Annotated in this window: 19 protein-coding genes; 9 read left to right on the top strand and 10 right to left on the bottom strand. The window is 36.7% G+C overall.

Annotated elements, in window-relative coordinates; all coding sequences use genetic code 11:
• The gene (locus NZ853_00130) at positions 1–1572 is read right to left on the bottom strand and encodes an LptF/LptG family permease (GenBank protein ID MCS7204084.1); all 1572 of its coding nucleotides are present in this window, start codon (positions 1570–1572) and stop codon (positions 1–3) included.
• 57 nt (positions 1573–1629) lie between these two features.
• Here NZ853_00130 and waaF point away from each other — a divergent pair, with 57 nt between their 5' ends.
• Entirely contained in the window at positions 1630–2715 is a 1086-nt protein-coding gene (waaF, locus tag NZ853_00135) for a lipopolysaccharide heptosyltransferase II (protein ID MCS7204085.1), read from the top strand.
• Here the strand turns inward: waaF and NZ853_00140 are convergent.
• From NZ853_00140 to NZ853_00150, 3 genes are read right to left on the bottom strand one after another with little or no spacing between them, the layout of a single operon-like run.
• Complete coding sequence (locus NZ853_00140; GenBank protein ID MCS7204086.1) at positions 2712–4037, bottom strand: pyridoxal phosphate-dependent aminotransferase; 1326 nt, start codon at positions 4035–4037, stop codon at positions 2712–2714. The genes waaF and NZ853_00140 overlap by 4 nt on opposite strands.
• A 29-nt stretch (positions 4038–4066) precedes the next feature.
• The gene (locus NZ853_00145) at positions 4067–4954 is read right to left on the bottom strand and encodes a hypothetical protein (GenBank protein ID MCS7204087.1); all 888 of its coding nucleotides are present in this window, start codon (positions 4952–4954) and stop codon (positions 4067–4069) included.
• The gene (locus NZ853_00150; GenBank protein ID MCS7204088.1) at positions 4902–5753 is read right to left on the bottom strand and encodes an arginyltransferase; all 852 of its coding nucleotides are present in this window, start codon (positions 5751–5753) and stop codon (positions 4902–4904) included. Before NZ853_00150 ends, NZ853_00145 begins: the two co-directional genes overlap by 53 nt.
• 42 nt (positions 5754–5795) lie before the next feature.
• Here NZ853_00150 and serC point away from each other — a divergent pair, with 42 nt between their 5' ends.
• Together serC and NZ853_00160 are read left to right on the top strand one after the other, a co-directional pair.
• A complete protein-coding gene (gene serC / locus NZ853_00155) occupies positions 5796–6893 on the top strand; it encodes a 3-phosphoserine/phosphohydroxythreonine transaminase (protein ID MCS7204089.1) in 1098 nt (365 codons plus the stop codon).
• A gap of 1 nt (position 6894) precedes the next feature.
• On the top strand, positions 6895–7101 hold the full coding sequence (locus NZ853_00160; GenBank protein ID MCS7204090.1) for a hypothetical protein: 207 nt from the start codon (positions 6895–6897) through the stop codon (positions 7099–7101).
• 4 nt (positions 7102–7105) lie between these two features.
• On the opposite strand, the gene NZ853_00165 is transcribed toward NZ853_00160, so the two are convergent.
• Positions 7106–7396 (bottom strand): hypothetical protein, encoded by a 291-nt coding sequence (locus NZ853_00165; protein MCS7204091.1) that lies wholly within the window; start codon positions 7394–7396, stop codon positions 7106–7108.
• Positions 7397–7462: 66 nt separating this feature from the next.
• Between NZ853_00165 and NZ853_00170 the strand changes: the two genes are divergently transcribed.
• The 5 genes from NZ853_00170 to NZ853_00190 all read left to right on the top strand — a co-directional run bounded on the left by NZ853_00170 (position 7463) and on the right by NZ853_00190 (position 13187).
• Complete coding sequence (locus tag NZ853_00170) at positions 7463–8182, top strand: hypothetical protein (protein MCS7204092.1); 720 nt, start codon at positions 7463–7465, stop codon at positions 8180–8182.
• A gap of 42 nt (positions 8183–8224) precedes the next feature.
• Entirely contained in the window at positions 8225–8914 is a 690-nt protein-coding gene (radC, locus tag NZ853_00175; GenBank protein ID MCS7204093.1) for a DNA repair protein RadC, read from the top strand.
• 1122 nt (positions 8915–10036) lie between these two features.
• Positions 10037–10252: a hypothetical protein gene (locus tag NZ853_00180; protein MCS7204094.1), complete on the top strand. Its 216-nt coding sequence runs from the start codon at positions 10037–10039 to the stop codon at positions 10250–10252.
• Positions 10253–10484: 232 nt separating this feature from the next.
• Positions 10485–11012, top strand: coding sequence for an O-acetyl-ADP-ribose deacetylase (locus NZ853_00185; GenBank protein ID MCS7204095.1), 528 nt, complete (start codon positions 10485–10487; stop codon positions 11010–11012).
• Between the two features lie 612 nt (positions 11013–11624).
• A complete protein-coding gene (locus NZ853_00190; GenBank protein MCS7204096.1) occupies positions 11625–13187 on the top strand; it encodes a hypothetical protein in 1563 nt (520 codons plus the stop codon).
• Between the two features lie 144 nt (positions 13188–13331).
• Here the strand turns inward: NZ853_00190 and NZ853_00195 are convergent, their stop codons facing one another.
• The 3 genes from NZ853_00195 to NZ853_00205 all read right to left on the bottom strand — a co-directional run bounded on the left by NZ853_00195 (position 13332) and on the right by NZ853_00205 (position 18442).
• The gene (locus tag NZ853_00195) at positions 13332–16313 is read right to left on the bottom strand and encodes a TonB-dependent receptor (protein ID MCS7204097.1); all 2982 of its coding nucleotides are present in this window, start codon (positions 16311–16313) and stop codon (positions 13332–13334) included.
• 82 nt (positions 16314–16395) lie between these two features.
• Positions 16396–16923, bottom strand: coding sequence for a hypothetical protein (locus tag NZ853_00200; protein ID MCS7204098.1), 528 nt, complete (start codon positions 16921–16923; stop codon positions 16396–16398).
• 37 nt (positions 16924–16960) lie between these two features.
• A complete protein-coding gene (locus NZ853_00205) occupies positions 16961–18442 on the bottom strand; it encodes a hypothetical protein (protein MCS7204099.1) in 1482 nt (493 codons plus the stop codon).
• Between the two features lie 855 nt (positions 18443–19297).
• On the opposite strand from NZ853_00205, the gene NZ853_00210 reads away from it, so the two are divergent.
• Positions 19298–20320 carry a hypothetical protein gene (locus NZ853_00210; GenBank protein ID MCS7204100.1) on the top strand — a complete coding sequence of 341 codons (1023 nt, stop codon included), beginning with the start codon at positions 19298–19300 and terminating at the stop codon, positions 20318–20320.
• A gap of 45 nt (positions 20321–20365) precedes the next feature.
• On the opposite strand, the gene hypD is transcribed toward NZ853_00210, so the two are convergent.
• Positions 20366–21514 carry a hydrogenase formation protein HypD gene (hypD, locus tag NZ853_00215; GenBank protein ID MCS7204101.1) on the bottom strand — a complete coding sequence of 383 codons (1149 nt, stop codon included), beginning with the start codon at positions 21512–21514 and terminating at the stop codon, positions 20366–20368.
• Positions 21511–22209 carry a hydrogenase nickel incorporation protein HypB gene (gene hypB, locus NZ853_00220; protein MCS7204102.1) on the bottom strand — a complete coding sequence of 233 codons (699 nt, stop codon included), beginning with the start codon at positions 22207–22209 and terminating at the stop codon, positions 21511–21513. Before hypB ends, hypD begins: the two co-directional genes overlap by 4 nt.
• Between the last annotated feature and the right edge of the window lie 19 nt (positions 22210–22228).

Here is a 22228-nt window from a genome sequence, read left to right on the forward strand (position 1 = left end):
TTACATTGTTTTATTTGTATTTTTAATCTTAGCAACTATTTTTTTTATAAATTCTATGGCTTTATAAAAAATTTTTTCCCCATAAATAAACCATGGATGATTGTATAAATACTTTCTGTAAAAGGTTTCCATCAAGGTGACGAAAAAACCCAAGGGACGGATTTCATCCGTTTTCACGGAAAGTAAATAATTCCCAACCAAAAAGAGAACTACATTGGGAAGCCAAGCACTCATAATCGGATTCCAACGTCCATCAAAAGCATTACTCGTTCCTAATGAAACCAAAGAGTAATACAAAAAAAACACAATCAAAGCTAAAGAAAAGCTCATGCCTCTGCCAGCTCTTTTCACTACCAATCCCAGTGGGAAAGAAAGATAAAAAAACAAAAGAACTGATACCGGTATAGATAAACGTCTTTGAATTTCGAACTCAAACTTTCGTTTCGTTTTTTCTACATCCTTTATGAAAATTTCCAATCGAAATACTAACTGTGCTACTTGATTAAATTCTTGTAAAGATGGTCCATTTTCTTTTCCAACTGAACCATAATTTTGAACCAACCAGATTTTTTGTTGGTTTAAGTAGCCTTTCATCTCTCCAATAGATGGAAGCTTTTGCCCGGTGAAAATGTCATCGAGCTTAACAGCACCAACGCCATCAGAGTGAAAAAGATCAATTCGATGTTCTCCTTGATCCAATTTATATAAAAATTCCCACAGCTCCCAGAAAGTATAATTTTCGGGTTTCACATCTAACTTTATTACTTTTTTATAAAGCTTGGGGAGGATATAATCCATGAAACCATTTCGAAAGTCTGTAATTTCTAACTTGGTCCAATTGGGATGGGACTCAATCATGTAGCCCTTTTCCAATCGGATGAAGTTCTCTACTTCGCCATTTTCTTTAATCCTTGACATGATGGTTCCTTTCTCAGCAAAAATGATTTGCACAATTCTTGATTTGATGCTAGATCCAAGTTGTTCGGCTCCTTCGAAGGAATTTTTCCATCTTCGAATGTGAACATTCTTCAAATGGGAACCATCTCGATATTGAACATAAATGTCTTGTCCATAATCCCCCATGGATTCTGTATCAGAAACATTCATGAATCTTCCCGATTTCACCAAACTAAGACTATAGTAGGTTTTAAGCCATTCTTCGAAGTCATATCGAGCTTTGCTACTCAGAGGTCCAAGATAAAAGTAAAATACTCCAACGAAGAACATAACTACCACACCAAAAAGCAAGTAAATCGCATGGATTCTTTTGAAGCTTATACCCGAAGCTCTCATAGCAGTGATTTCTGAGTCAGATGAAAGCCTCCCTGTTGCTAAAATCCCCGCAAGCAAACTCGCAATAGGAATCGTAAATGTGATTTTTTCTCCTATAAGATAAACGAGGTATTCAAGAATTTTGAGAGTATCTATTCCTTTACCGATCAATTCTCCAATCAAATCTTTGAAGATCAAAACAATAAAAAATAAAGTCCAAAACAGCAACATCACAAAAAACGTAGTAAGAATCTCTTTTAAAATGTAGATATCTATTGTTTTAAGTCGTGGGAGGTTCATCGTTTCTTTTTGATTTTTTTAGTTTTATGTCTACTTCAAATATTTTTTATGGAAGCAATGAAGCAATCTGAACTATTGAACTTCATCCAAACTCATGATCACATCAAAATCTTAGTGATACAAACTGCTTTTATTGGAGATGTAGTTCTCACAACCCCCATGCTCAAAATCCTCAAAAAACACTTTCCTAATTCAAAACTATCCGTGTTGGTCAAGCCCGAAGCAAAAAGCATTTTAGAAAACTTATCATTCATAGATGAGGTCATAGTTATCGACAAACAAAACGAACACAAATATTTTGGAATGATAGAAATCATAAGAAAAATTCAAGAAAAAAATTTTGATATTATATTATCTCCTCATCAATCTTTTCGAACTTCTTTGATTGTATATTTTTCACGAGGGAAATTCAAAGTTGGATATGATACAGCTTCATGGTCCTTTGTTTATGACTACCATGTTTCTCGAAATCCTCATCAGCACGAAATCCATCGATTATTAAAGTTTCTAAAAGATTCCCTTTTGCCTGAGTTCAAGGACTTTACCAACACACCTATCTTAGAAGAAACTGAAGATGGCATACGAAAAGCAAAAGAACTTCTTAAGTTTTTCACAACAAAGCCAGTAGCCTTTGCCACATCATCCATTTGGCCCACCAAACGATGGACCAGTTGGGGTTTCGCCGAACTTGCTGTAAAAGTGATAGACAAACTGAAAGCTCCAGTTATCCTTATTGGTTCGAAAGCTGATTATGAAGTCTCAGAACATATACGAAACTTTGTAAAACTTCTTTATCCTGATCATTACTATCATAAAATCCATAATCTTTGTGGGAAAACGGATCTTCCGACGTTGTATTCTCTTCTCAAGCGTTGCAAACTTTTAGTCTCGAATGACTCAGCTCCCGTTCATTTTGGTTGTGCGGCTGGTATTCCCGTTGTAGCCATTTTTGGTCCGACAACCAAGGAACTGGGATATGCCCCCATTTGTGATAATAGCGCGGTGGTAGAAATTGAAGGATTATACTGTAGACCTTGTGGAACTCATGGAGGGAAAAAATGTCCAGAAAAACATTTTCGATGTATGAGAGAAATCACACCTGATATGGTAATTGCCGCTATAGAAAAATTGAAAATCAATTAGACAAAAACCTTCGTTTTTGCTGAATTATAGTATTCAACAATAGCATCAGCAATGGTTGTGTAGGTTTGGATAAAAACGTCATCATCTTGTTCAAGCAAGGTGCAGCGAAAACCCTGTAGTGGCGTAACAAACGTGGATAAAGGAACTACGCAAATCTGCTTTGCTCCGAGAAGATAATAAACAAATCGTTGATCATTAGACAAAGACGGATTACTACACAGAGTCTCCACAAACTCTCGAACTTTTTTGTCAGGAATTTCTAACTTCATATCTTTTGTTATTGGCTCTTCAAAAACTATACTGGCATAAAAAGCTGCCTTTGGAGGATTGAACTTGATACCTGGAACCTTTGAGAAAATTTCTTGTAGCATTTCGCTTCTTTTTTTGTAGAACTGATTTCGTTGGTTTAGCCAATTTGGGTATTCTGGATGGGATAGAATGTCGGGAATGACGTATTGAGGCAGTGTTGTGGAGGATACTTCCAACATCTTTGCATTCAAAATACTTTTGATGTATTGTTCAAACATGGGATTTTTGCGATGATTATAAATTTCAATCCAACCACACCTTCCTCCTGGCCATGGGAGCTCCTTGGATATTCCCTTCATGGAAATAGCAGGAACATCTTCAATGGTTTTTGCAATGGGAATAGCTCCTGTGCCATTATAAGTCATATTGATGTAAATTTCATCCGAAAGGATGAATAAATCGAATTCTTTGGCTATCCTTACAATTTCTTTCAGGACCTCTTCTGGGAAGACAGCACCAGTGGGATTATCAGGATTGATAATCATAATGCCCGCAATGGATTCGTTGTATTTTACTTTGTTATATAGTTCCTCCAGATCGGGCATCCAATTGTTATTAGGATCTAATTTGTAGGTGATGGGGGGTGAGCCAGCATGAGCTGCTTCCGCAGAAGAATGTGTTGGATAAGCGGGAGATGGTCCAATCACTCTTGCTTCTTTTCGTAAAAATCCGTAGATTTTGCTGACGGCATCCCCTAAACCGTTAAAAAATATGATATCCTCAGGATCAATTTGGACATATCCTTCTTTGTTTACTTTTTCTGCTAAAAACTCTCGAGTTCGTTTTAAACCTTTCGTCGGGCTATATGCATAAACTTCATCTTTATTGATGGCTTGATGTATGATTTCTTTCATCCAAAGTGGGATTTTTTCTCCTTTTTGAACGGGATCACCGATGTTTTCCCAAATAATGGGTCTTCCCGTGATTTGTTTGATTTTTTCGGCAACGGAAACAATCCCCCGGATCTCGTAGCTTAATTCTGTAGCTCCAATATGAACTATATTCGTCCTCATAAAGATTACTGCCATGAAATTGCGATTTTCTATTCCGTCAAAACAAAACTCAATCCAACTTGAGCTGCTGAGACTATGATTTCTCCACGTCTCGGATTTACCAAAACTTTTCGTCGATCAATCAAATTCGAAGTTCCTGTTTTCACTGTTGAAGCCAAGTTTTTTATCATGAGAATGAGTTGGTGGTTTCTAAATACTTCATATCGAGTTCCCAAAGATAAAATCCCATGAGCTTCTTGAACATAGGGACCCGAATACGAAAGCTTCCCAAACCCCAAACCGACACCACCACCAAAAAAGAAATCAAAACTTTCCACCCGAAAAAATGTGTAATGATAAAAAATGTCGAATTGAACCACACTCGCCAGCAAAGTTCGGTCTTTTAAGTCTTTCGTGACTGGCAAGTAGAAAGGACTTTCTGGGTAGATGCGACTTACATTCAAATACGTCTGGGGTAGAATCAAATCAAAACCCAGATCAAAATAACCAACACTTAGTCCGTATTCATTTCGATTGTGCGTTTTTCCCCATTGGAGCTCAAATGAAAATTGAGTTAAGTCAAAATCTTGATTTTGATAAATCGGTCCTATTTGCTGGATAAGTGGGGTCCAGATGGGGGAGAACAAAAATCCAGAATTAATCCCTCTTTCAATCAACCTCAAGCCCTCTCCAGCTCCGTTGATGATGTTTCCTGTTCCGTAAAGTCCATACCCCATCATAATCCGAAAAAAGGAATTCTCTGAAAAAAGTGACTTCGCAGGAAGAAAACCAACAACACCTACAAACCACCAGATCCAAAGATTCTTATGACTTAGTATGAAGCTCATGGGGAAATCCTTTGTTCTTATTGATGAAAAATCATAATTAGGTTTGAGCTGATCTTTGGTAGTCCTTATCGTTGAGCTTTTTGATTTCATACGGCTGAAATTGATTTTTGTAGCTCATCTTTTTTGAGTCTTTGATGTAATAACCAATGTAGTAGTAACTCAAGCCCATGCTTTTTGCTATCTCAATTTCTAATAAAACCGAGAAGGTTCCAATGCTCCATTTTCGATAATCAGGATCATAACAAAAATAAACACTAGACCACGCATCGTCTACAATATCGAAGATACCAAAACCTATCAATTCTTGATTGTAATAAATCTGGAGTTCTTTCGTCAAACCTTCATCTAAACAACTATCAACAAGAAATCCTTGGTAGTCTTCTTGGAAGCGATCAATAACTGCTCTTTTTTCTTCTGATGTTAGTAAGTAATATTCTTTGGTCAGGAGTTTTTTTACGATCACATCTTGTTCGTTTATATCAGGATACATTTTTTTCCAATACTCATCATGCACTGCCTTTATGTAACGAAGATAGAGAGAAAGTTTCTCAAAACTAAAACTTGGAGCTTCAATCTTATAATTCACAAAGGGATAAACTTTTCTCCATGTTCTTTTTTGGGTTTTACTCATTTGAAAATCTTTCACGGGAACCCTCAGAATTTGACATTCCAAACAATTCAAACAATAAGGCTTATAAACGTAAACCCCACTTCTTCGAAATCCTTCATCCAAAAGTTCCTTGTATCTTTTTCCTGATAACTTCGAGTAAAAAAAATACAAACTATGATTTCGATCTTTAAGATAAGAACAGAGACCATTATTGATACCAATAAAAACTAAATCCGAATAATGCTTAACTTGATGTTCAATTTTTCCATAATAAATCATTATTATCTTTACAACTGAGTTAGAAGAAAAATCAAGTATTTTATGAATCGAGTTTATAATTTTTCTCCTGGACCTGCGACTTTGCCATTGGAAGTATTAGAAGAAGTTCAGAAAGAATTTACGAATTACAAAAATACAGGAATGTCCATTATTGAAATGTCCCATCGGGGAAAGATTTTCGAAGAAGTCCACTTTGAATCAATGAACCTATTAAGAAAAATAGCTAACATCCCTGATCGTTTTGATATTCTCTACATGACAGGGGGAGCTTCTACCCAATTTGCGTTAATTCCCTTGAATCTCACCGGAAACCGCTTCAATCAGAAATCTGGAAAGGCTGGCTACATCCTCACGGGAGAATGGGCGAAAAAAGCCTATGAACAAGCAAAAATCCAAAACGTAAATATTGTGGTTGTTGCCTCCTCCGAAGATAAAAATTTCTCATACATACCCAAAAACTACGAAATTCCCGAAGGTTTAGATTACCTCCACATCACGTCCAACAACACAATTTACGGAACACAATTTCATGAACTTCCCAAACCCAAAGATACTAAACTTGTGATCGATATGAGCTCTGACTTTCTATCCAGACCGATTGATTGGACCCATATTGGTTTAGTATATGCGGGTTTGCAAAAAAATGCCGGACCTTCAGGAATGACAGTAGTAGTGATCGACAAAGAATATTATCAAAGGGAGTATGAGTACCTTCCTACGATGTTTCGTTATTCCACCTTTGGGAAAAACCAAAGTTTGTATAATACCCCACCAACCTTTCAAATTTATATGTTCAATTTGGTTTTGAAGTGGATTGAAAAGAAGGGAGGATTAGAAGAGCTCGATAAAATCAACCGAAAGAAAGCAAAATACATTTACGACGCCATTGATGAATCTGAGGGATTTTATTATGGTCATTCTGTTAAAGAAGATCGTTCTTTGATGAATGTGACATTTCGACTAAAGAACGAAAGCCTGATGGACGAATTTTTAAATGAAGCCAAAAAGCATAATCTCTATGAGCTAAAAGGTCATAGAAGTGTGGGAGGTTTGAGGGCTTCTATTTACAATGCAATGCCGGAGGAAGGTTGCAAAATATTAGCAGAATTTATGAGGGATTTCCACCGAAGAAAAGGATAATATGTTATGGCTTAAATTAGGAAAAAAAGAACTCATCAACTTAGCACATGCGAGATCCATTCGAAAAGGACCCAACTCTACAATTGAAATTTATATGGATCCAGTTTCGGGGAAACGGGTTCTTCCCTTCCCTGATGATGCAAAAAGAGATGAAGTTTTTGATAAATTGGTAGAAAACCTAATCAAGCTTCGGATGGCATTAGAATAAATCACTATTCTCCAATCATTCCACAACCAAAACGAATGGGAAAGCCCTCCAAGTGAAAGTTCAAACGTAAATCCGCAGGCAAATGAAAAAAAACAAGTTGAATTTGAAAAACTTCACAAAACACCTTCAAAAAAGAAAATACTTCTTGATGGATAGATTCTAAGTTTTCGAAATAAATCCCCACTGGAGCTACGGCAAGCCCTTGACTTTCGTAAAACTCTAAGATATCGTGAGCTATTTTTAACGCATTTTCTTCGTTTAGGTGAGAAAAGGGATAATTCAGCAAGAGTGCCATAAAAATACTTCACAATCATTTTTTCTATTGAAAAATGGTAGTATGAATCATCCGTCAAGGAAAAAAGTGATCATTTCTTGGATCATAGAAGTTCTTCTTTTGGTATTACAGCTTTTTACATTTTATCTCTATATTCCTCTCTTGCCCTACAAGAAAGGAAAAAAGGGAACAATTTTGATTGTTACAGATATTTTGACTCCGCCTTTTTTTTATTTTATCATGAGGCATTATTTCAAAAAGAGTGATTATCAGGTTTTTTTTTATTATTGCTATAATCCTTTTGTAAGTATATACAAACATTCTCAAAGATTATCTCAAAAATTGACACAATCAGATTTGAAAAAAATCACCCTCATCGGACATGGCAATGGTGGTTTAATTTCTCTTTCACTTTCAGACGAAGCAAGAAAAAAGATCCATAGAATCATCACGTTGGATACTCCCTTTTGGGGTTCTCAGATATATAGATATTTAACTTTTCTTCCCATTTTTAAAGATATTGTTCCGAGAAGTGAATATTTGCTAACTTATAAAATGAATGCTCTTTTATATGAGGAATTTTATCCGATTGTGGCATGGCAGGATGAGTGGATTTTTCCCGAAACCCTCCTGAAGTTCGGTCAAGGACGAGACATCATCTTGGATATTCCCGGCAGACTGAATTTAATTCTTCATTTCGAAAACATACAAACCTTAGTTCAATTTTGTGATCAATTTTTCATTCAGAAAACCACTAAAAGTGCACCATTGAAATCAAAAACTTCAAAAAAAACACAAAAAACATAAAAAAACTTTGTAAAATCATCAAAAAGATAGATTTTATTTAATGTGAACACAAAATTTCCGTTTCAGAACCTCTCCATTAAAGAACTTCCTATTGAGGAAAGACCAAGGGAAAAACTCAAGCAAAATGGGATTTCCTCATTGACGGATTTAGAGCTCATGGCAATCATATTAGGTTCGGGTATCAAAGGACTTAACGTCCTACAAATCTCCGAACAAGTGATTGATATTATTGACAAAACCAAAACCATACCTGAAATGGACGAATTCCTCAAAATCCCGGGAATTGGAGAAGCAAAGGCTTTATTGATTATAGCGGCAATGGAATTCTTTCGAAGAAAATGGAAACCCCTACCTCGGAAAGTTAGGAACGCTCAAGATGTATTCATGGCAATTTCTCATTTGGCTAATCGAAAACACGAATGCTTTGTCGTAGTAACCCTCAATGGCGCAAACGAAATCTTGAACGTTCATCTGGTAACAAAAGGACTTTTAAATCGAACTATGATTCACCCCCGAGAGGTTTTTGCTTTAGCAATTGAAGATCGTGCCAATGCAATCATTATTGCTCACAATCATCCTTCAGGAAATCTTCTTCCAGGTGAAGAAGACATACAAACTACTCAAGCTTTATTGGATGCCAGTAAAATTTTAAATATCCCCATTTTGGACCACCTGATTTTTTCTGAAACAAACTACTACAGTTTCGCCGAAAACCACTTGATACAAAAATAAGAAAACGAACTTACATAAAGTAAGAAATATTATAAAACTGATTTATAAATTTGATTTATAAAGTTTTTATATGAATAGAAAATATTTTCTAAACTCAGCTAATTTCAAAATCAAAAAAATGTAGTGATTGTTTCAACTTATTAAGAATTAATCCCTCTTCACAAAGCCAAATTTAAAAAATCAAAGTCAAAAAAACATAATAATACATACAAGCTCAAACTTCTTTCTATATTACACACAAAACGCAAGACATGTAAGTAACAATAAATACATTTCGTAGCCTCTCAGATTTTTTTAGCTCCATTGAAACGAACAGTTTTATCTGAGGCATATTTCAAAAAAATTTTTGTAAAATACAAAATTTTTCTCATTTTATGAAACAACTCTTTCTAACTTTAATCAATGATATGAAAACAACAATTTAAATGAAATAAAATTAAAAAATAACCTTAAAATTTACTGGTTAGATAATGAACGTCAAATTAACAACCTGATCAGCGACAATCAAGCTGGTGAGGGTTTATCCATTAAAGAGACTGGTAAAGAGACTGGTCGTGCTGAACAACTCATGGCGATTAACAATATGAGCCAAAACATCATCGTGCTTGATGGTGATATTCTTCTTGGAGAAAGGAAGAACCGATAAGACACTCTTTTATTGTTAATCAAAGAAGTGAAAGTCTAATTGATACTTTTTGTATCGAAAGAAGACGATGGAGTGAGCCGAATATCAAAACCACTCTGAACATAGCAATAGCCTTCGATCCCATATCAGAAATTCTATCCAATCTTTAAGGGAAATCGAAGAAAGATTAGAAAATAATTTCTATCATTCAACGAGGAGAAGTTTGAGATTGTCCGAAGAGCTCTGAGAAATAGTAATATCTTGCAAGACGCAGTTCGGCATGGAGATATACAATATAGAAGCCAAAACTTTATGAATTCGAATTTTGGTCTTTCTTATGGACTACGGCTTGAGATCATCAACAATCATAAACAGCAACATCTTTGACGAAGATTGAGGAAGAACTCACAAAAAAAACAAAATCTCACCGAAGATGATAGCAGAATCTACGTCGGATATGAAAACAACCAGTACAGGTCCCAGAGAGTGCAAATAGAATGGTCGTAGCCTATGACGATGTCCCCGTAATTTACGAAAGTATTAGCAATAAAAAAGTCTTCCAAGAATATGCGAGCAAGTTCTTGAATGCTTATCTCATTGTAGCAATCAAGCCCAAAAAAATGAAAATCAAAACGTTTCTTAACAAAATTGACAGGATTTTGGAAACGATTGAAAACCAACAAAAACAGACCTCATCAGAAATCACAACCTGATATATCTAAGCGAAAATGGCGAAAAGGAAACCGAACAATCTCTAAAATACAAAATCCCATAAAGATTTAGGGATTGCTTACGTCTTGTTTCCAATGCCTAATGATAGGCTCTCTTTGGGGCTTTTTCTGAAATTACTTATCAAAATAACTCAGCAAAACAACAAGAATCAAAAAAAAGAACGTTTACATAAAATTACTTGATAGAAAAGAAAGTTTAGATTTACAAAGAATCATGAAAGTCTTAGATAGGATTGAACTTGTAAAGGGTGATATTACGAAACTTCATGTCGATGCGATTGTGAATGCTGCAAACAATACTTTACTGGGAGGTGGAGGTGTTGATGGTGCCATCCATAGAGCTGCTGGTCCAGAGCTCTTAGAGGAATGTAAAACACTTGGAGGTTGCGACACAGGCGATGCAAAAATCACCAAAGGTTATCGACTACCTGCTAAATACGTAATCCATGCGGTAGGACCGATCTGGCGTGGAGGAAACAACAGAGAACCAGAACTACTCCAATCAGCCTACAGAAAAAGTATGTTATTAGCAAGAGAGTATCAATGTAAAACAGTCGCTTTCCCATCCATAAGCACAGGGGCTTACGGATATCCCATTGAGAAAGCGGTTCCGATTGCCGTCCATACTGTTTTGGAAGAATTGAAACAACATGCATTACCAGAGAAGGTGTTTTTTGTTGCCTTCACCGATGATGTATATCATGAATATGAAAAATTGATTAACAAACTCAAAGAAGGGTAAGAATACAGAATTGCCAAAAGAAATTTCACAATAAAACGAAAAAATAATCTTTCTGGACTTCGAGATGATAATTGAGACAAAACGACGATACACCGAAACCGAACGTACAACCCCAGAATTAAGCTTCTATCATAATTATGACAATCGGCTTATGGTGGATTGTTTGAGTAGGCGAGTGATTTTTGTCTTCTATGACAGTTTACATCCGAGCTGAGCACCAATCATGAGAAAAACAACTCTATGTTCGCTTTTTAGTGTTAATTCGTAAATCAAGATTAAGACATTGTTTTCGATCCATTTCGTTTTGATGAAGCTTAGAATTTAAGTTTCGGTGTGAGTTTGAGAAACTTCATTTATCATTAAATTGACTTTGATTTAAACAACAAACTTGAGATCAATTTTGTTTCACATCTAATGACTAAATGCTTAGGAACTCAATCATAAATTCATACACTAAAATATCAAAAAAATCAGCTCTATTTTCAATCTTTGAGTTATCAAACAATTCCTAAAAAATTATTATTTTTTCCCTTTTGTTCATAAAGTTGTAATTACGAAATGTCATTATTTCTTGTTGCAATGAAAAAAAAAAATGTTTAATTCTATTCCTCTATGAAGAAGTTCATAACATTTTTGATTGCCATATTCGTTTGTTTTAGTCTTCCCATCAGTTTGTTTGGATGGGAAACGGATTGGTTTGACAGAGAATGGGGACTCACAAACTTTCGATTACACGGGTATTTTTGGGTGGGGTTTGATAGCATTGACTCTCAAAAAGGAGTTGTTGACACAGGTCCTACCCAAGGATTTACTTTGAGCCGTATTTTCGTTCGGATTGATGGAAGAGTCAAAGAAGGAAGATTCAAAGACTGGAGGTATCATATTACATTAGAAGGAGATGCCCTCCGTGGAAGTAATGACTTTCGAAGGACGTTTTTTAAATTTGCTTTTTTTAGCTTCCCTATCGTCGCAAACCTCAACATGATTGTGGGGCTTCAAAATACTCCTACCACAACGGGAGGTAGATACAACTTAGAAAGCATTTGGAGGTTTCGTTATTTAGATGAAGAAGGACGTTCCATGTGGGATCAAGTAGGGATTACTACAACGAGTGACATTGGAGCTGGTTTGGAGTTTATAAGCAAATACTTTTTGGGATATTTGCTTTTTGCTCATGGAGAAGGTGTAGGAAAAAGAAATGCTCAAGATATTCGAAACAAAACCCTACCCGATTTAGCAAGAGGAGCTGGGGATTCCTACGGATATAGCATCTATGGACGGGGAACTCTGATGCCATTGGGGGACGAGGAAAATCAACCATTGATGATTTTACTTCACATCCCTTTTTTTTATGAAAATGTGATGGGTGTTCATCGAACGGAATATGAATATTTCAACAAGATTGACTTCATCAAAGGAGAATGGGAGATTTTACGAGGTAGTCCAAAAGCCAAAAGAGACGAAAGCGTTGGTTGGGAATTGGATACCCTCCTTCGAGGAAATAATTTGCGTTTTACATTGGGTGTGGGACAAATCTATAAAAAAGATCGAAGAAAAGCTTCATACAAAATTGATTCTTCTTTATTGAAAAAAATTTCAACTCAGAGTTTCAATCCATTGGATTTCTTAAACCAAAATTATTTCTTCACAGCGGATGCTTATGGTTGGGTAAATTATATTTACTTTCACACGAAACTTGGAGAATGGAGTTTAGTAGCTCGATACTACCTTACAACGGATAACGGGAACCATACTGGGCGATTACAACCACAAGAAAGAATTTCCGTTCTCAATCAGTTTTTCTTAGAGGACTACAAAGAAAATGGAGTGATAGGAGACGTTAATTTGGAGAAATTAGTTCAATGGGTTCGTTCAGAAAAAATTGATTTTGGGAAATCCCGCTTTTCTACGACTCTGATTGCGTTGGAATATAGTCCGAATGCTCGACTTCGAGTAGCGATTGGAGGTTCTGAAAAAACATCAACGACAAAAAATGGAGATCCTTACAAAATCACTCCACTACAAGCACGAAACATCGGAAGCTACACACAAAACAACTTCTCGCAGTGGATTGTTAATCAATTTGCTTTGCCAAATTTCCTTCAAGACAAGGATTTGATTGGTGCAAGAAAAGTAGATCGCCAATACTTCATCAAAAGCCAGATAGATTTTTGATCATAGCAAATTGTTTATGGCTAATAAAAATTCATAACTAAAATTTGTAAATTAGTTTTACAAATTTTTTTTACTATCTCAAATAAAAAAACCACAAAGGCGATTTGCCTTTATGGTTCGGTGGGGTGCTATGACAGAATTTTATTAAAACTTATAGCTGGCACTGAGGGAGTAGTCGGTTCCTCGCTTGTAGGATTCGTATGGCACTTTGTATCCGCCAAGGTTGGATTTTTGATAGGTTTCGAAGCCTTGATTATAAATGTTTTTGATGCTAAATTTCACATTAAGATTTTCGATAGGACTATATGCAGCAACAAAATCCCAGAAACCTTTTCCTTTTTCGTAGACATCCGGTTCACCCGCTGTTCCAACGAATAGAACTCGATCACTAAAATAATTATACAACAGTCCTACGTAGCCCAATTTCTTTTCTTCATCAAAGAAGTAATAAAACTTTAGGTTATAAACATTATCTGATTGTCCTTGTAGTGGACGTCTTAGGTTTGTAGGTGCTAAAGTAACTCGCTTATCATACAATGGGAAGAAACCACGAGCAATGAGCTCTCTTGTTATTGGTGATATCACTTCAACATTCGAATCGATGAAATAAAAATTCAACTCTAATCGAAAGAACTTCAAGAAATCTTTACGAAAATCAAATTCCCATCCTTTAATCTCTCCTTTTTCGGAGTTGATGAAAGTATATATCTTATTTCCTCCACCTGTTCGTGGTGTTCCTACTAGTTCGATTGGATCAGTGATGTTTTTTATGAAGTAAGATACTCCTACGTATTCTTCGGGAGTGATATACCATTCCCATCGAGCATCGTAGTTTTTCAATCGAGTACGTCTAAGGGTGCTGTTTCCTGCGTAGATTTCTCCTGCAAAGTAGGGAGTGAATAAAAATTCAGATAATTCTCTTGCATCGGGTCGAGTGATACTTTCATAATATGCCAAACGAATGTTTTGATCTTTAACCACTTCATAAACTACGTTCAAAGACGGTAGGGTGTCTGTTGCTCGATAATCTCCTACTCCATAGTCGTCAATAGGACAGATTTTGTTATCTACCAAAATGAATCGAAAATCCGTAGGAAAGCCTTCTGGTGTGCACTGTTGATCGATATAATCAACCAAATTTGTGCTGGTGAGTTCTCGGGTCCATGTTTTTTGATAGGTTTCTTCTTGGCGAACCCCCGCAATCACCCGCAAGTTCGCTACTACAGGCAAGTCCGTTTGGATATAACGGGAATTTACTTCTAAGATGGACTCAAAAGCATCGGGTTGTAAAGCTGAACGTTCATAGAATTGATACTCATTTTCAAGCAAACGAAAGATATTAAATGTAAAATCTCCTGGGACAGGATAAAAGTCAAATTCATTTAAATCTTTTAATCGCTCTAATTTGTAGTCCTTGGATTTGAAGTTTTTTGTGCGTTCGTAAGTATCAATTCCAAATTTGAGTTTGGAATTTAACCCATCCCATTGAGGATATTCTAATTCGTAACTCACATTCCAGTTAGTGACATCATCCACTGCAAAGCTATAAAAGACAAACCCGTCGTTCTGTCCTACTTTCAAAGGTTCATCAGTGCCAAAGCTTCTGGTCCAAACTCGGTTCTTTCGATCGGGTTCATCTCGAGAAGCCCCCGCAATGTTATAGTGCCATGTGAGGATATGGGGTCTCATTTCTTGGATGTATTGGATTCCATGACGTCCTCCAAGAGTCACACTGAAAATTTCCCTTGCCACATAGTATGAAGTCTCTGTTATGAATAGTTGATTGTCAGGAACCACAATCCTCGAGAAAGAATCCCGAAAGTTTTTATCAGAATTGGTAGAAAAAAAAGTCTTCAAGTAAATCTGTTGTTGGTTTGTAATACGGTATGCCAAGTTGATGTTGTTTCCCCAAATCACTTTTTCGGAATTGTAGTTAGCAAGTCGAAGCTGGTTATAATCTGGTTCAATATATGCTAACTCTGGAAACCAAGTTCCAGCTAAAAGATAACTTCCATACCAACGATATTCAATCGCATTGTATTGTTCGTATTCTTTTTTGTAGTAGGTGCTATACAGATAACCAAATTTTCGATTAAAAACGGAATCTCCAATCGATAAATTAAAGCTGTAATTTTCGGGTGCCTTTATGTTGGCTGGTGCCCATCGTTGATCAAAAGATAAATATGCTAAGTCAGCAATTGAATCCGTCACAAAAAATCGCCCTGGGTTCAACGACACTGGCAAAGGCAGAGCTCCGGCAATACCTGGCAATCCCCATCCTTTGTTCAAACCTAATATACTACTGGGTCCTAAGCCCAAGTAGTCATAGGGTTCTGTTCGCTTGATCTTTTGGAATTCTTTTCCCGTTGTGATGGAATTTCGTTCAATACCGACCCCCACATTGAAAATGAATTCATCGGGATATTCGACAGTTTCAATCTTGACTAACCCACCTGAGAACTCAGCAGGGTCTTCTGGCACAAAACTTTTTATGATACGAATGTTTTTTACCAAAGGAGCTGGGAATAAATCCAAAGGCACGACTTTTTTTTCGGGCTCAGGAGATGGTAGGATGCTTCCGTTCAACATGGTGTTGGAATACCTTTCTCCCAAACCACGAACGAAGACGTATTTACCTCCCACTACGGTCACACCTGTGACTCGTTTGACTACATCGCTCGCAGTTGAATCGGGGCTTCGTTTGATGGCTTCTTGGCTGATTCCGTCTGAGACTACCGGAGCTTTCTTCTGTAATGCCAGTAGGCTGGCTTCGGTATCGTTGAGGGCTCGTTCTTCGACAATCACAGCTTGGAGGACCTGAACTTGAACCCCCATCGTGATGTTCAAAGAGAAGTTCTGACCGGCAGACACGGTAACTCGTTGGGTTTTGGTATCATATCCGATGATTTGAAAGATCACGTTGTAAGTTCCGGGAGGAACGCTTAAACTATAGCGTCCGTCAAAGTCAGTCTGCGTGAATGCCCCAATTTCCCGTATTACCACCGCCACTCCTAACATTGGCTGCCCTGTCTGTGCATCGATGACTCGACCTGTGATAGTGGCAGTCTGAGATAAAAGAGAAACAGGAGCCAATACCAACAAAAACAAAAATATCAGTCGCTTCATTAAATACTCCTTTGTGATCAGTTTTGAAATAATCGTTGAGATATAAACAATATAAGCAAGCAATAATGAAGTTCTTTTATTTTTAATCATATTCGCCTATTCCTAAAATTTTATGTTGCCCATTGTGTTTGAGGATGGTTTTCACAAATCCAACACTGACGATTTCGTCTCTGTGCTTGAGTAGCACCCTTCGCAAAAAATAAATCTCGTTGATTTCTTGGATTTGTGTATCTTCAATCTCATACGATGCGAATTGATGTTTTGTATAAGGAAAATTTCTTTTGACGTCTTGAACGTTCTTGTGGAAACCTACTTGTCTTAATCTCAAAAGGGTATCAAAATTACTACCTGCATCCAAAATCCTATCCCAACTCTCGTTGGACCAGTAAACTTTTAAGTACTCATCATCTGACACAAGATAGGGTTCGATATTTTTTGTGGTCTGTAGTTCCGTAAAAAATTTTCTCAGCAAATCCTCAATCGTAGGTTCTCCTCGGAAGCTTTCTTGAACCTTGCCACGATACTGAAGAACCCATTCTTTCCGTTTATCTATCTTGTCTTGGTAGCAAGATACAACTAAAACCGCAGACAAAAAAAACCAGACTTTCATAAACAAAAAAGAATGCCCCACGAATGGGGCAGGAGATTTATTCATGCTTCCAATAGGTCCAGTCTTTGGTCCAGTCAACTTGTTGATTGCCAACTTTAAAGGCTCGAATTTTTTGGAGATTAAACTCAGCTCGTTCGTAGTTTTGTAAGCTCTCGTTGTAAACTCTTGGAACAAGTTCAAAAATAGAATTAGCTGGTGGAGATGTTGGTCTCGTTCCTGTTGAGTTTCCTGATGCTGGATTTGTGATTTGAGTTATATTTTGATCATTGCATACAGGGGTACCGGTACCATTTATACATTGACTTCCATTAATCTTACGTTCAGCAGTATTATTTAAATTATCAGTTCCGAAAAAGTGTGTTCGAGCTGTAGTTTCAGGAGCTAGAGTACCCGCGGTAACTTGAACATCTTGAAGAGTAATTTCAGTTCGGCCTGTTGAGATGTCAGGGCAACTCTGACCAGATGCGTTCGAAGGATTTTCAAATCTTCTCAAATATCCGAAAAACTGACCAAACCTTAAAGTAACCACTGCACAATTTCTTATGATTCCTTCTCTTACCTCATTAGAAGAAACAGGAACCCGGATACCACCTGTCACACTTTCCACAGCACCTACAAAAGTAAAATTTTCTACTATATAGACGCCTCCACCCCTTGATTCAAATGTCGCCCGAGCATTTTGGGTACTATCAACTCCATCTAATTCTACTCCTCTTGGATCATCAGAAAAAGAGACATTATACTTTGATGGATATTTATATCCCAATACATTTGTTATAGTTCCAAAGTATCCTGTGTCGACATCCAGGTCGTCATCTGCCATTCCCGTAATCAAAAGGTATTTTGGTTCAACCCTTCCACCAAAGATCTCTACACCATCATCACGTCCCATGTGGGTTTGGATATATTGAACCGTTGTGCCTTTCCCGACGGCATACATTGATAAACTGTTGTAGTCATTTCCTGATGCATCAAAGATACCTCCTGCAAACTCAATGCGAACGTATTCCAACACTCCCGAGTTATCATTAGGTTCATTAGTCCCTGGTGGTCCATAAGAATATCTTCTCTCTCCTTCAGTAACTGGTGCAGAGGGAACAGCCTCAATGGGAGCTTTTCCGATGATGATGACTCCACCCCAGTCAGAGGGTCTTCTTTCCCCTTCTTTTTTTGCACTGGTGAATACAATGGGATTCTCTTTTGTTCCTCTGGCAATGATTTTCGCTCCGGGTAGCACTACGAGAAGGGATTTCGTTTCTGCTTTGATTACCGTTCCTGGTTCAATAGTCAAAGTAGCTCCTTCTTTTACCTCTACTATTCCTTTCATAGGTATTTCACCAGAGATGGTTCGATCTGAGGTGATTTCCCCAGAGAGTTCATTTGGTGTTGGTGTCAACAAAGCCAACAACGCTAAATTCTGAGCTGTATTGTCTTCTTTCTTCTGCCGGCAATTGGTCAACCCTACCACCCCGATCAACAGGGTAATCAAGGTTATCGTGAATATTCTTGGTTTATTCATAGTTTTTTAACCTCCAAAAAGGTTTTCATTTGGCTTCAAAATAGGGATTTGTTTTTACAACAAAATTACACAATATTGAATATTTTTTATTTTTTGCAATGCAAAAATCAAGATATTTTATTTACAATTTTTAAGATTGCATTAAAATCACCAATCAAAACTTAAAAAACGCTTTTGCGATGAAGATCAAACCTACGATAAACTTTTTTCTGAAATTCAAGTCTAATATTTTATGTTATGTTCATAAATAATCAAAGATTTTTTACGATAACAAACTCAATCGAGATCAAAGATCAAAATTCGTCTTACAGCCAAAAACGGGGCACGAACGAGATGAAAGGGAAAACCTCAACTCCCAAAATTCCTGTTTGATGGTGATTGTGATAGCATAATTTATGGTAATGCCTAAGAACAAATAAAACAAATTACTAAAACCCAGAGTTCCATAAAACCTATATCATTGTGAAAATTAGCTTTGGAACTGAAGTTGTTATTTAGAACGAACAAAAGTCTTCAAACTGACTAATTTAACAGATTGAAATGAAAATAATCAATCTTGCAAAGTGAGTCTTCACAAAACCTTATTTCCACGAAAACATTCTCTAAAATTTGAAGCTATTTTTCATTAAAGAATTCGAAAAAACTTCAAAATCTCACCCTAAAAGCAAACCCAAAAAACACTACAAAACTACAATGGCAAAGTACACGTAATGGTAAGAAAAATCTCACATGAATTCTTTTGTGATCTTGAAGACATGACTTGACTGTGGAAACGGCTTGGACTGCGGATTGGATCGCATTTTTTTATTTCTTATTGACATTGACAAACAAGAAAAAATCAGTAATATGAATTCAATGAATTTACTCCAAGAACTGATTGAAAAGCTCTCGAAAACTTTTCCCAAAGAACAAGCCAGTCAACTCGCTGAGGTCATTTATGAAAGCTTTCAATATCTTCTTAAAGTCAATGACCTCAACGAACTCAAGGAACTTTACCGACAAACCCAATTTCAAATCCAAAAACTCACTGAGTCTGTTAATCATGTCTCAGAAGAACAAAAGAAAAGTAAAATCGAAACAGAACAAGCCCTAAAAGAACTCACAAAAGCTGTAAATGAACTCACAGAAAATCAAAAAATCCTTCAAGCCAAAGTTGACGAAAACTACATCAAAACTCAAAACGATATCAACGAACTAAGACAAGCCGTAAAAGAACTCACAGAAAACCAAAAAATCCTTCAAGCCAAAGTTGATAATAATCAAAACGAAACCAACGAACTCAAACAAGCCGTAAAAGAACTCTCAGAAGCAGTAAAACAGCTCACAGAAAACCAAGGAAAAATGCGAGTTGAACTCGATGAACTCAAACAAACCGTAAAAGAACTCACGGAAAATCATAAACAACTACGTGCCGATGTTGATGAATTAAAAAAACTTTACTATCGATTAGAAGCATCCCAAAAACGCTTAGAAAAACAAGTAGGTGGTCTTTCTGAAACAATCGGTGGTTCTTTGGAAGATTTTGCATTGGATTTAGTCCCCGAGCTTTTAAAGCAACATTGGAATATGCAAATTGAATCAGTGGAACGTCGAACTTTCGATTACAATGGAAAAACTTACGAAATCGATATCTTCATCAAAGGAAAAATTCAGGACCAAAACTACATCGTACTAGGAGAAGCAAAAAGCAATATCACCATTAACGAAGTGATACGTTTTGAAAAAATCACAAAGCGGATCCAAAAAAAACATAAACAAAACTTTCATGGCTATAAAATTCGATTGATTTTCTTCGGCTTTCGTGCAAGACCCGATGCCCTAGATTACATCAAACATCATAATTATAGCATGGTTTTTACAAGACATATTGTGATTTGATTTTTTCGAAATTGATAAGAAGTTAGCCTCAAGCCCAAAAAAACATCAACCAAACTTAAACAAGTAATAAGCCGCACAAGCTCCTTCAGAAGAAACCATACACGAACCTAAAGGATTCTCGGGTGTGCAAACTTTACCAAATACAGGGCAATCATAAGGTTTATTCAAACCTTTGAGAATTCTACCACAAATGCATGCTTTATTTTCTTTTGCTTGTAAAATGTCGGGGATTCCTTCAAGTTCTTTTTGGAACTTTTTTTCTGCATCAAACTCTTCGTATTTTTTTTGCAACCTCAAACCGCTGAAGGGAATTTCTCCTAATCCACGCCAACGAAATGATTCTCGAAGCTCGAACACTTCTGAAATTACTTGTTTTGCCCTTAGGTTTCCTTCACGTTTCACAGAACGAATCAATTCATTCATCAATTTGGGTTGTTCATCATTCAGAGCTCGAATCAAATATAAGATAGATAGTAATAAATCCTCTGGTTCAAATCCAGAAATAACAATCGGTTTTTTGTATTTCTCTACAAAATCCTCAAAGGGTTCATAACCAATGACGGTGCTTACGTGTCCAGGTCCAATAAAAGCATCGATCTGGACTTCTTCATGAGAATCCGAAGAACTCAATAAATGATGAAGTGCTGCAGGTGTAAGCACATGATTCGAAACCACTGAGAGATTAAGTATCATCATTTCCCTTGCTCGTTGAACTAAAACTGCCGTTGGTGGTGTGGTAGTTTCAAATCCAATAGCAAAAAAGACTACCTCTTTTTCGGGATTTTTCTTTGCAATCTCTAAGCATTCCAGTGGAGAATAGACCATTTTGATGTTGTAGCCTTCAGCTTTGAGGTGCAGAAGGCTTTTTCGTTTGCTTCCTGGAACCCGCAAAACATCCCCATAAGAACATAAAATCACATTCGGAAGTTTCGCTAATTCAATGGCTAAGTTGATTCTTTCCATTGCCAAAACACAAACTGGACAACCCGGTCCATGAATCATCTGCACGTTTTCGGGAAGTATATCTAAAATCCCAAACTTCAACAAAGAATGGGTATGACCCCCACAAAATTCCATGATGCGATAGATCCGATCCTTTTGAACTTCTTGTTGGATTTTTTTTACTAATCCTTGAATTCGCTCTTTCTTAAAAAAGGCTTCATGGATTGAAACTTTTTGTTGAGCAAGCTTCATTGGAGCCTCTCAATTTTCTTTTGATGGGTTTGGATGAGAAAATCAACAACTTCCTCAAGCCCTATATTTTTCTTTGCTGAGGTGAGGAATATCTTTGAATTCGGGTTGATCTGATGGATATTTTTCTTGATGAGTTCTACATCACATTCAACAGCCTCTGCTAAATCCATTTTTGTGATGATGGCACTTTGGGTTTTTCGAAACATACTTGGATATTTGAGGGGTTTGTCTTCTCCTTCTGTCACGGAAAGAAGCACAAAGTTCCAATCTGAACCTGTATCATAACTAGAAGGGCAAATCAAATTTCCCACATTCTCAATCAAGATGATATCCATTTCTTCGTCTTTGAGTTCTTCGATTGCTCCTAAGACCACGTTCGATGCTAAATGACAACTTCCACCAAACAAAGAAGTATTTATCAACGCAATAGGGATGTTGTGATGCTGGAGCTTTCTTGCATCATTATCGGTTTGGACATCACCTTCAATAACTCCAACAGATATGCCTTTTTGCTTCAAAAGAGCAATTACCTTATCAAGTAACATAGTTTTTCCCGCACCTGGTGAACTCATGAAGTTAAACATGCTTTGACGTTTTTCATTGAGGATTTCTCGAATTCGATTCGCCAAAGCATTGTTTTTTTCTAACACATTCCTTACGATTTTGATTTCTTTTGTTTGCGTAGTTGTGCTCATGATTAACTCCTCTGAAAAA

The sequence above is a fragment of the Leptospiraceae bacterium genome, assembly GCA_025059995.1.
In the GTDB taxonomy this organism is placed as follows: Bacteria; Spirochaetota; Leptospiria; order Leptospirales; family Leptonemataceae; genus SKYB61.

Excerpts from the sequence above, each read along its gene's own strand:
- NZ853_00130 (MCS7204084.1), bottom strand. The coding sequence starts at position 1,572 with ATGAACCTCCCACGACTTAAAACAATAGATATCTACATTTTAAAAGAG.
- waaF (MCS7204085.1), top strand. The coding sequence starts at position 1,630 with ATGAAGCAATCTGAACTATTGAACTTCATCCAAACTCATGATCACATC.
- NZ853_00140 (MCS7204086.1), bottom strand. The coding sequence starts at position 4,037 with ATGAGGACGAATATAGTTCATATTGGAGCTACAGAATTAAGCTACGAG.
- NZ853_00145 (MCS7204087.1), bottom strand. The coding sequence starts at position 4,954 with ATGAAATCAAAAAGCTCAACGATAAGGACTACCAAAGATCAGCTCAAA.
- NZ853_00150 (MCS7204088.1), bottom strand. The coding sequence starts at position 5,753 with ATGATTTATTATGGAAAAATTGAACATCAAGTTAAGCATTATTCGGAT.
- serC (MCS7204089.1), top strand. The coding sequence starts at position 5,796 with ATGAATCGAGTTTATAATTTTTCTCCTGGACCTGCGACTTTGCCATTG.
- NZ853_00160 (MCS7204090.1), top strand. The coding sequence starts at position 6,895 with ATGTTATGGCTTAAATTAGGAAAAAAAGAACTCATCAACTTAGCACAT.
- NZ853_00165 (MCS7204091.1), bottom strand. The coding sequence starts at position 7,396 with ATGGCACTCTTGCTGAATTATCCCTTTTCTCACCTAAACGAAGAAAAT.
- NZ853_00180 (MCS7204094.1), top strand. The coding sequence starts at position 10,037 with ATGGTCGTAGCCTATGACGATGTCCCCGTAATTTACGAAAGTATTAGC.
- NZ853_00185 (MCS7204095.1), top strand. The coding sequence starts at position 10,485 with ATGAAAGTCTTAGATAGGATTGAACTTGTAAAGGGTGATATTACGAAA.
- NZ853_00190 (MCS7204096.1), top strand. The coding sequence starts at position 11,625 with ATGAAGAAGTTCATAACATTTTTGATTGCCATATTCGTTTGTTTTAGT.
- NZ853_00195 (MCS7204097.1), bottom strand. The coding sequence starts at position 16,313 with ATGAAGCGACTGATATTTTTGTTTTTGTTGGTATTGGCTCCTGTTTCT.
- NZ853_00200 (MCS7204098.1), bottom strand. The coding sequence starts at position 16,923 with ATGAAAGTCTGGTTTTTTTTGTCTGCGGTTTTAGTTGTATCTTGCTAC.
- NZ853_00205 (MCS7204099.1), bottom strand. The coding sequence starts at position 18,442 with ATGAATAAACCAAGAATATTCACGATAACCTTGATTACCCTGTTGATC.
- NZ853_00210 (MCS7204100.1), top strand. The coding sequence starts at position 19,298 with ATGAATTTACTCCAAGAACTGATTGAAAAGCTCTCGAAAACTTTTCCC.
- hypD (MCS7204101.1), bottom strand. The coding sequence starts at position 21,514 with ATGAAGCTTGCTCAACAAAAAGTTTCAATCCATGAAGCCTTTTTTAAG.
- hypB (MCS7204102.1), bottom strand. The coding sequence starts at position 22,209 with ATGAGCACAACTACGCAAACAAAAGAAATCAAAATCGTAAGGAATGTG.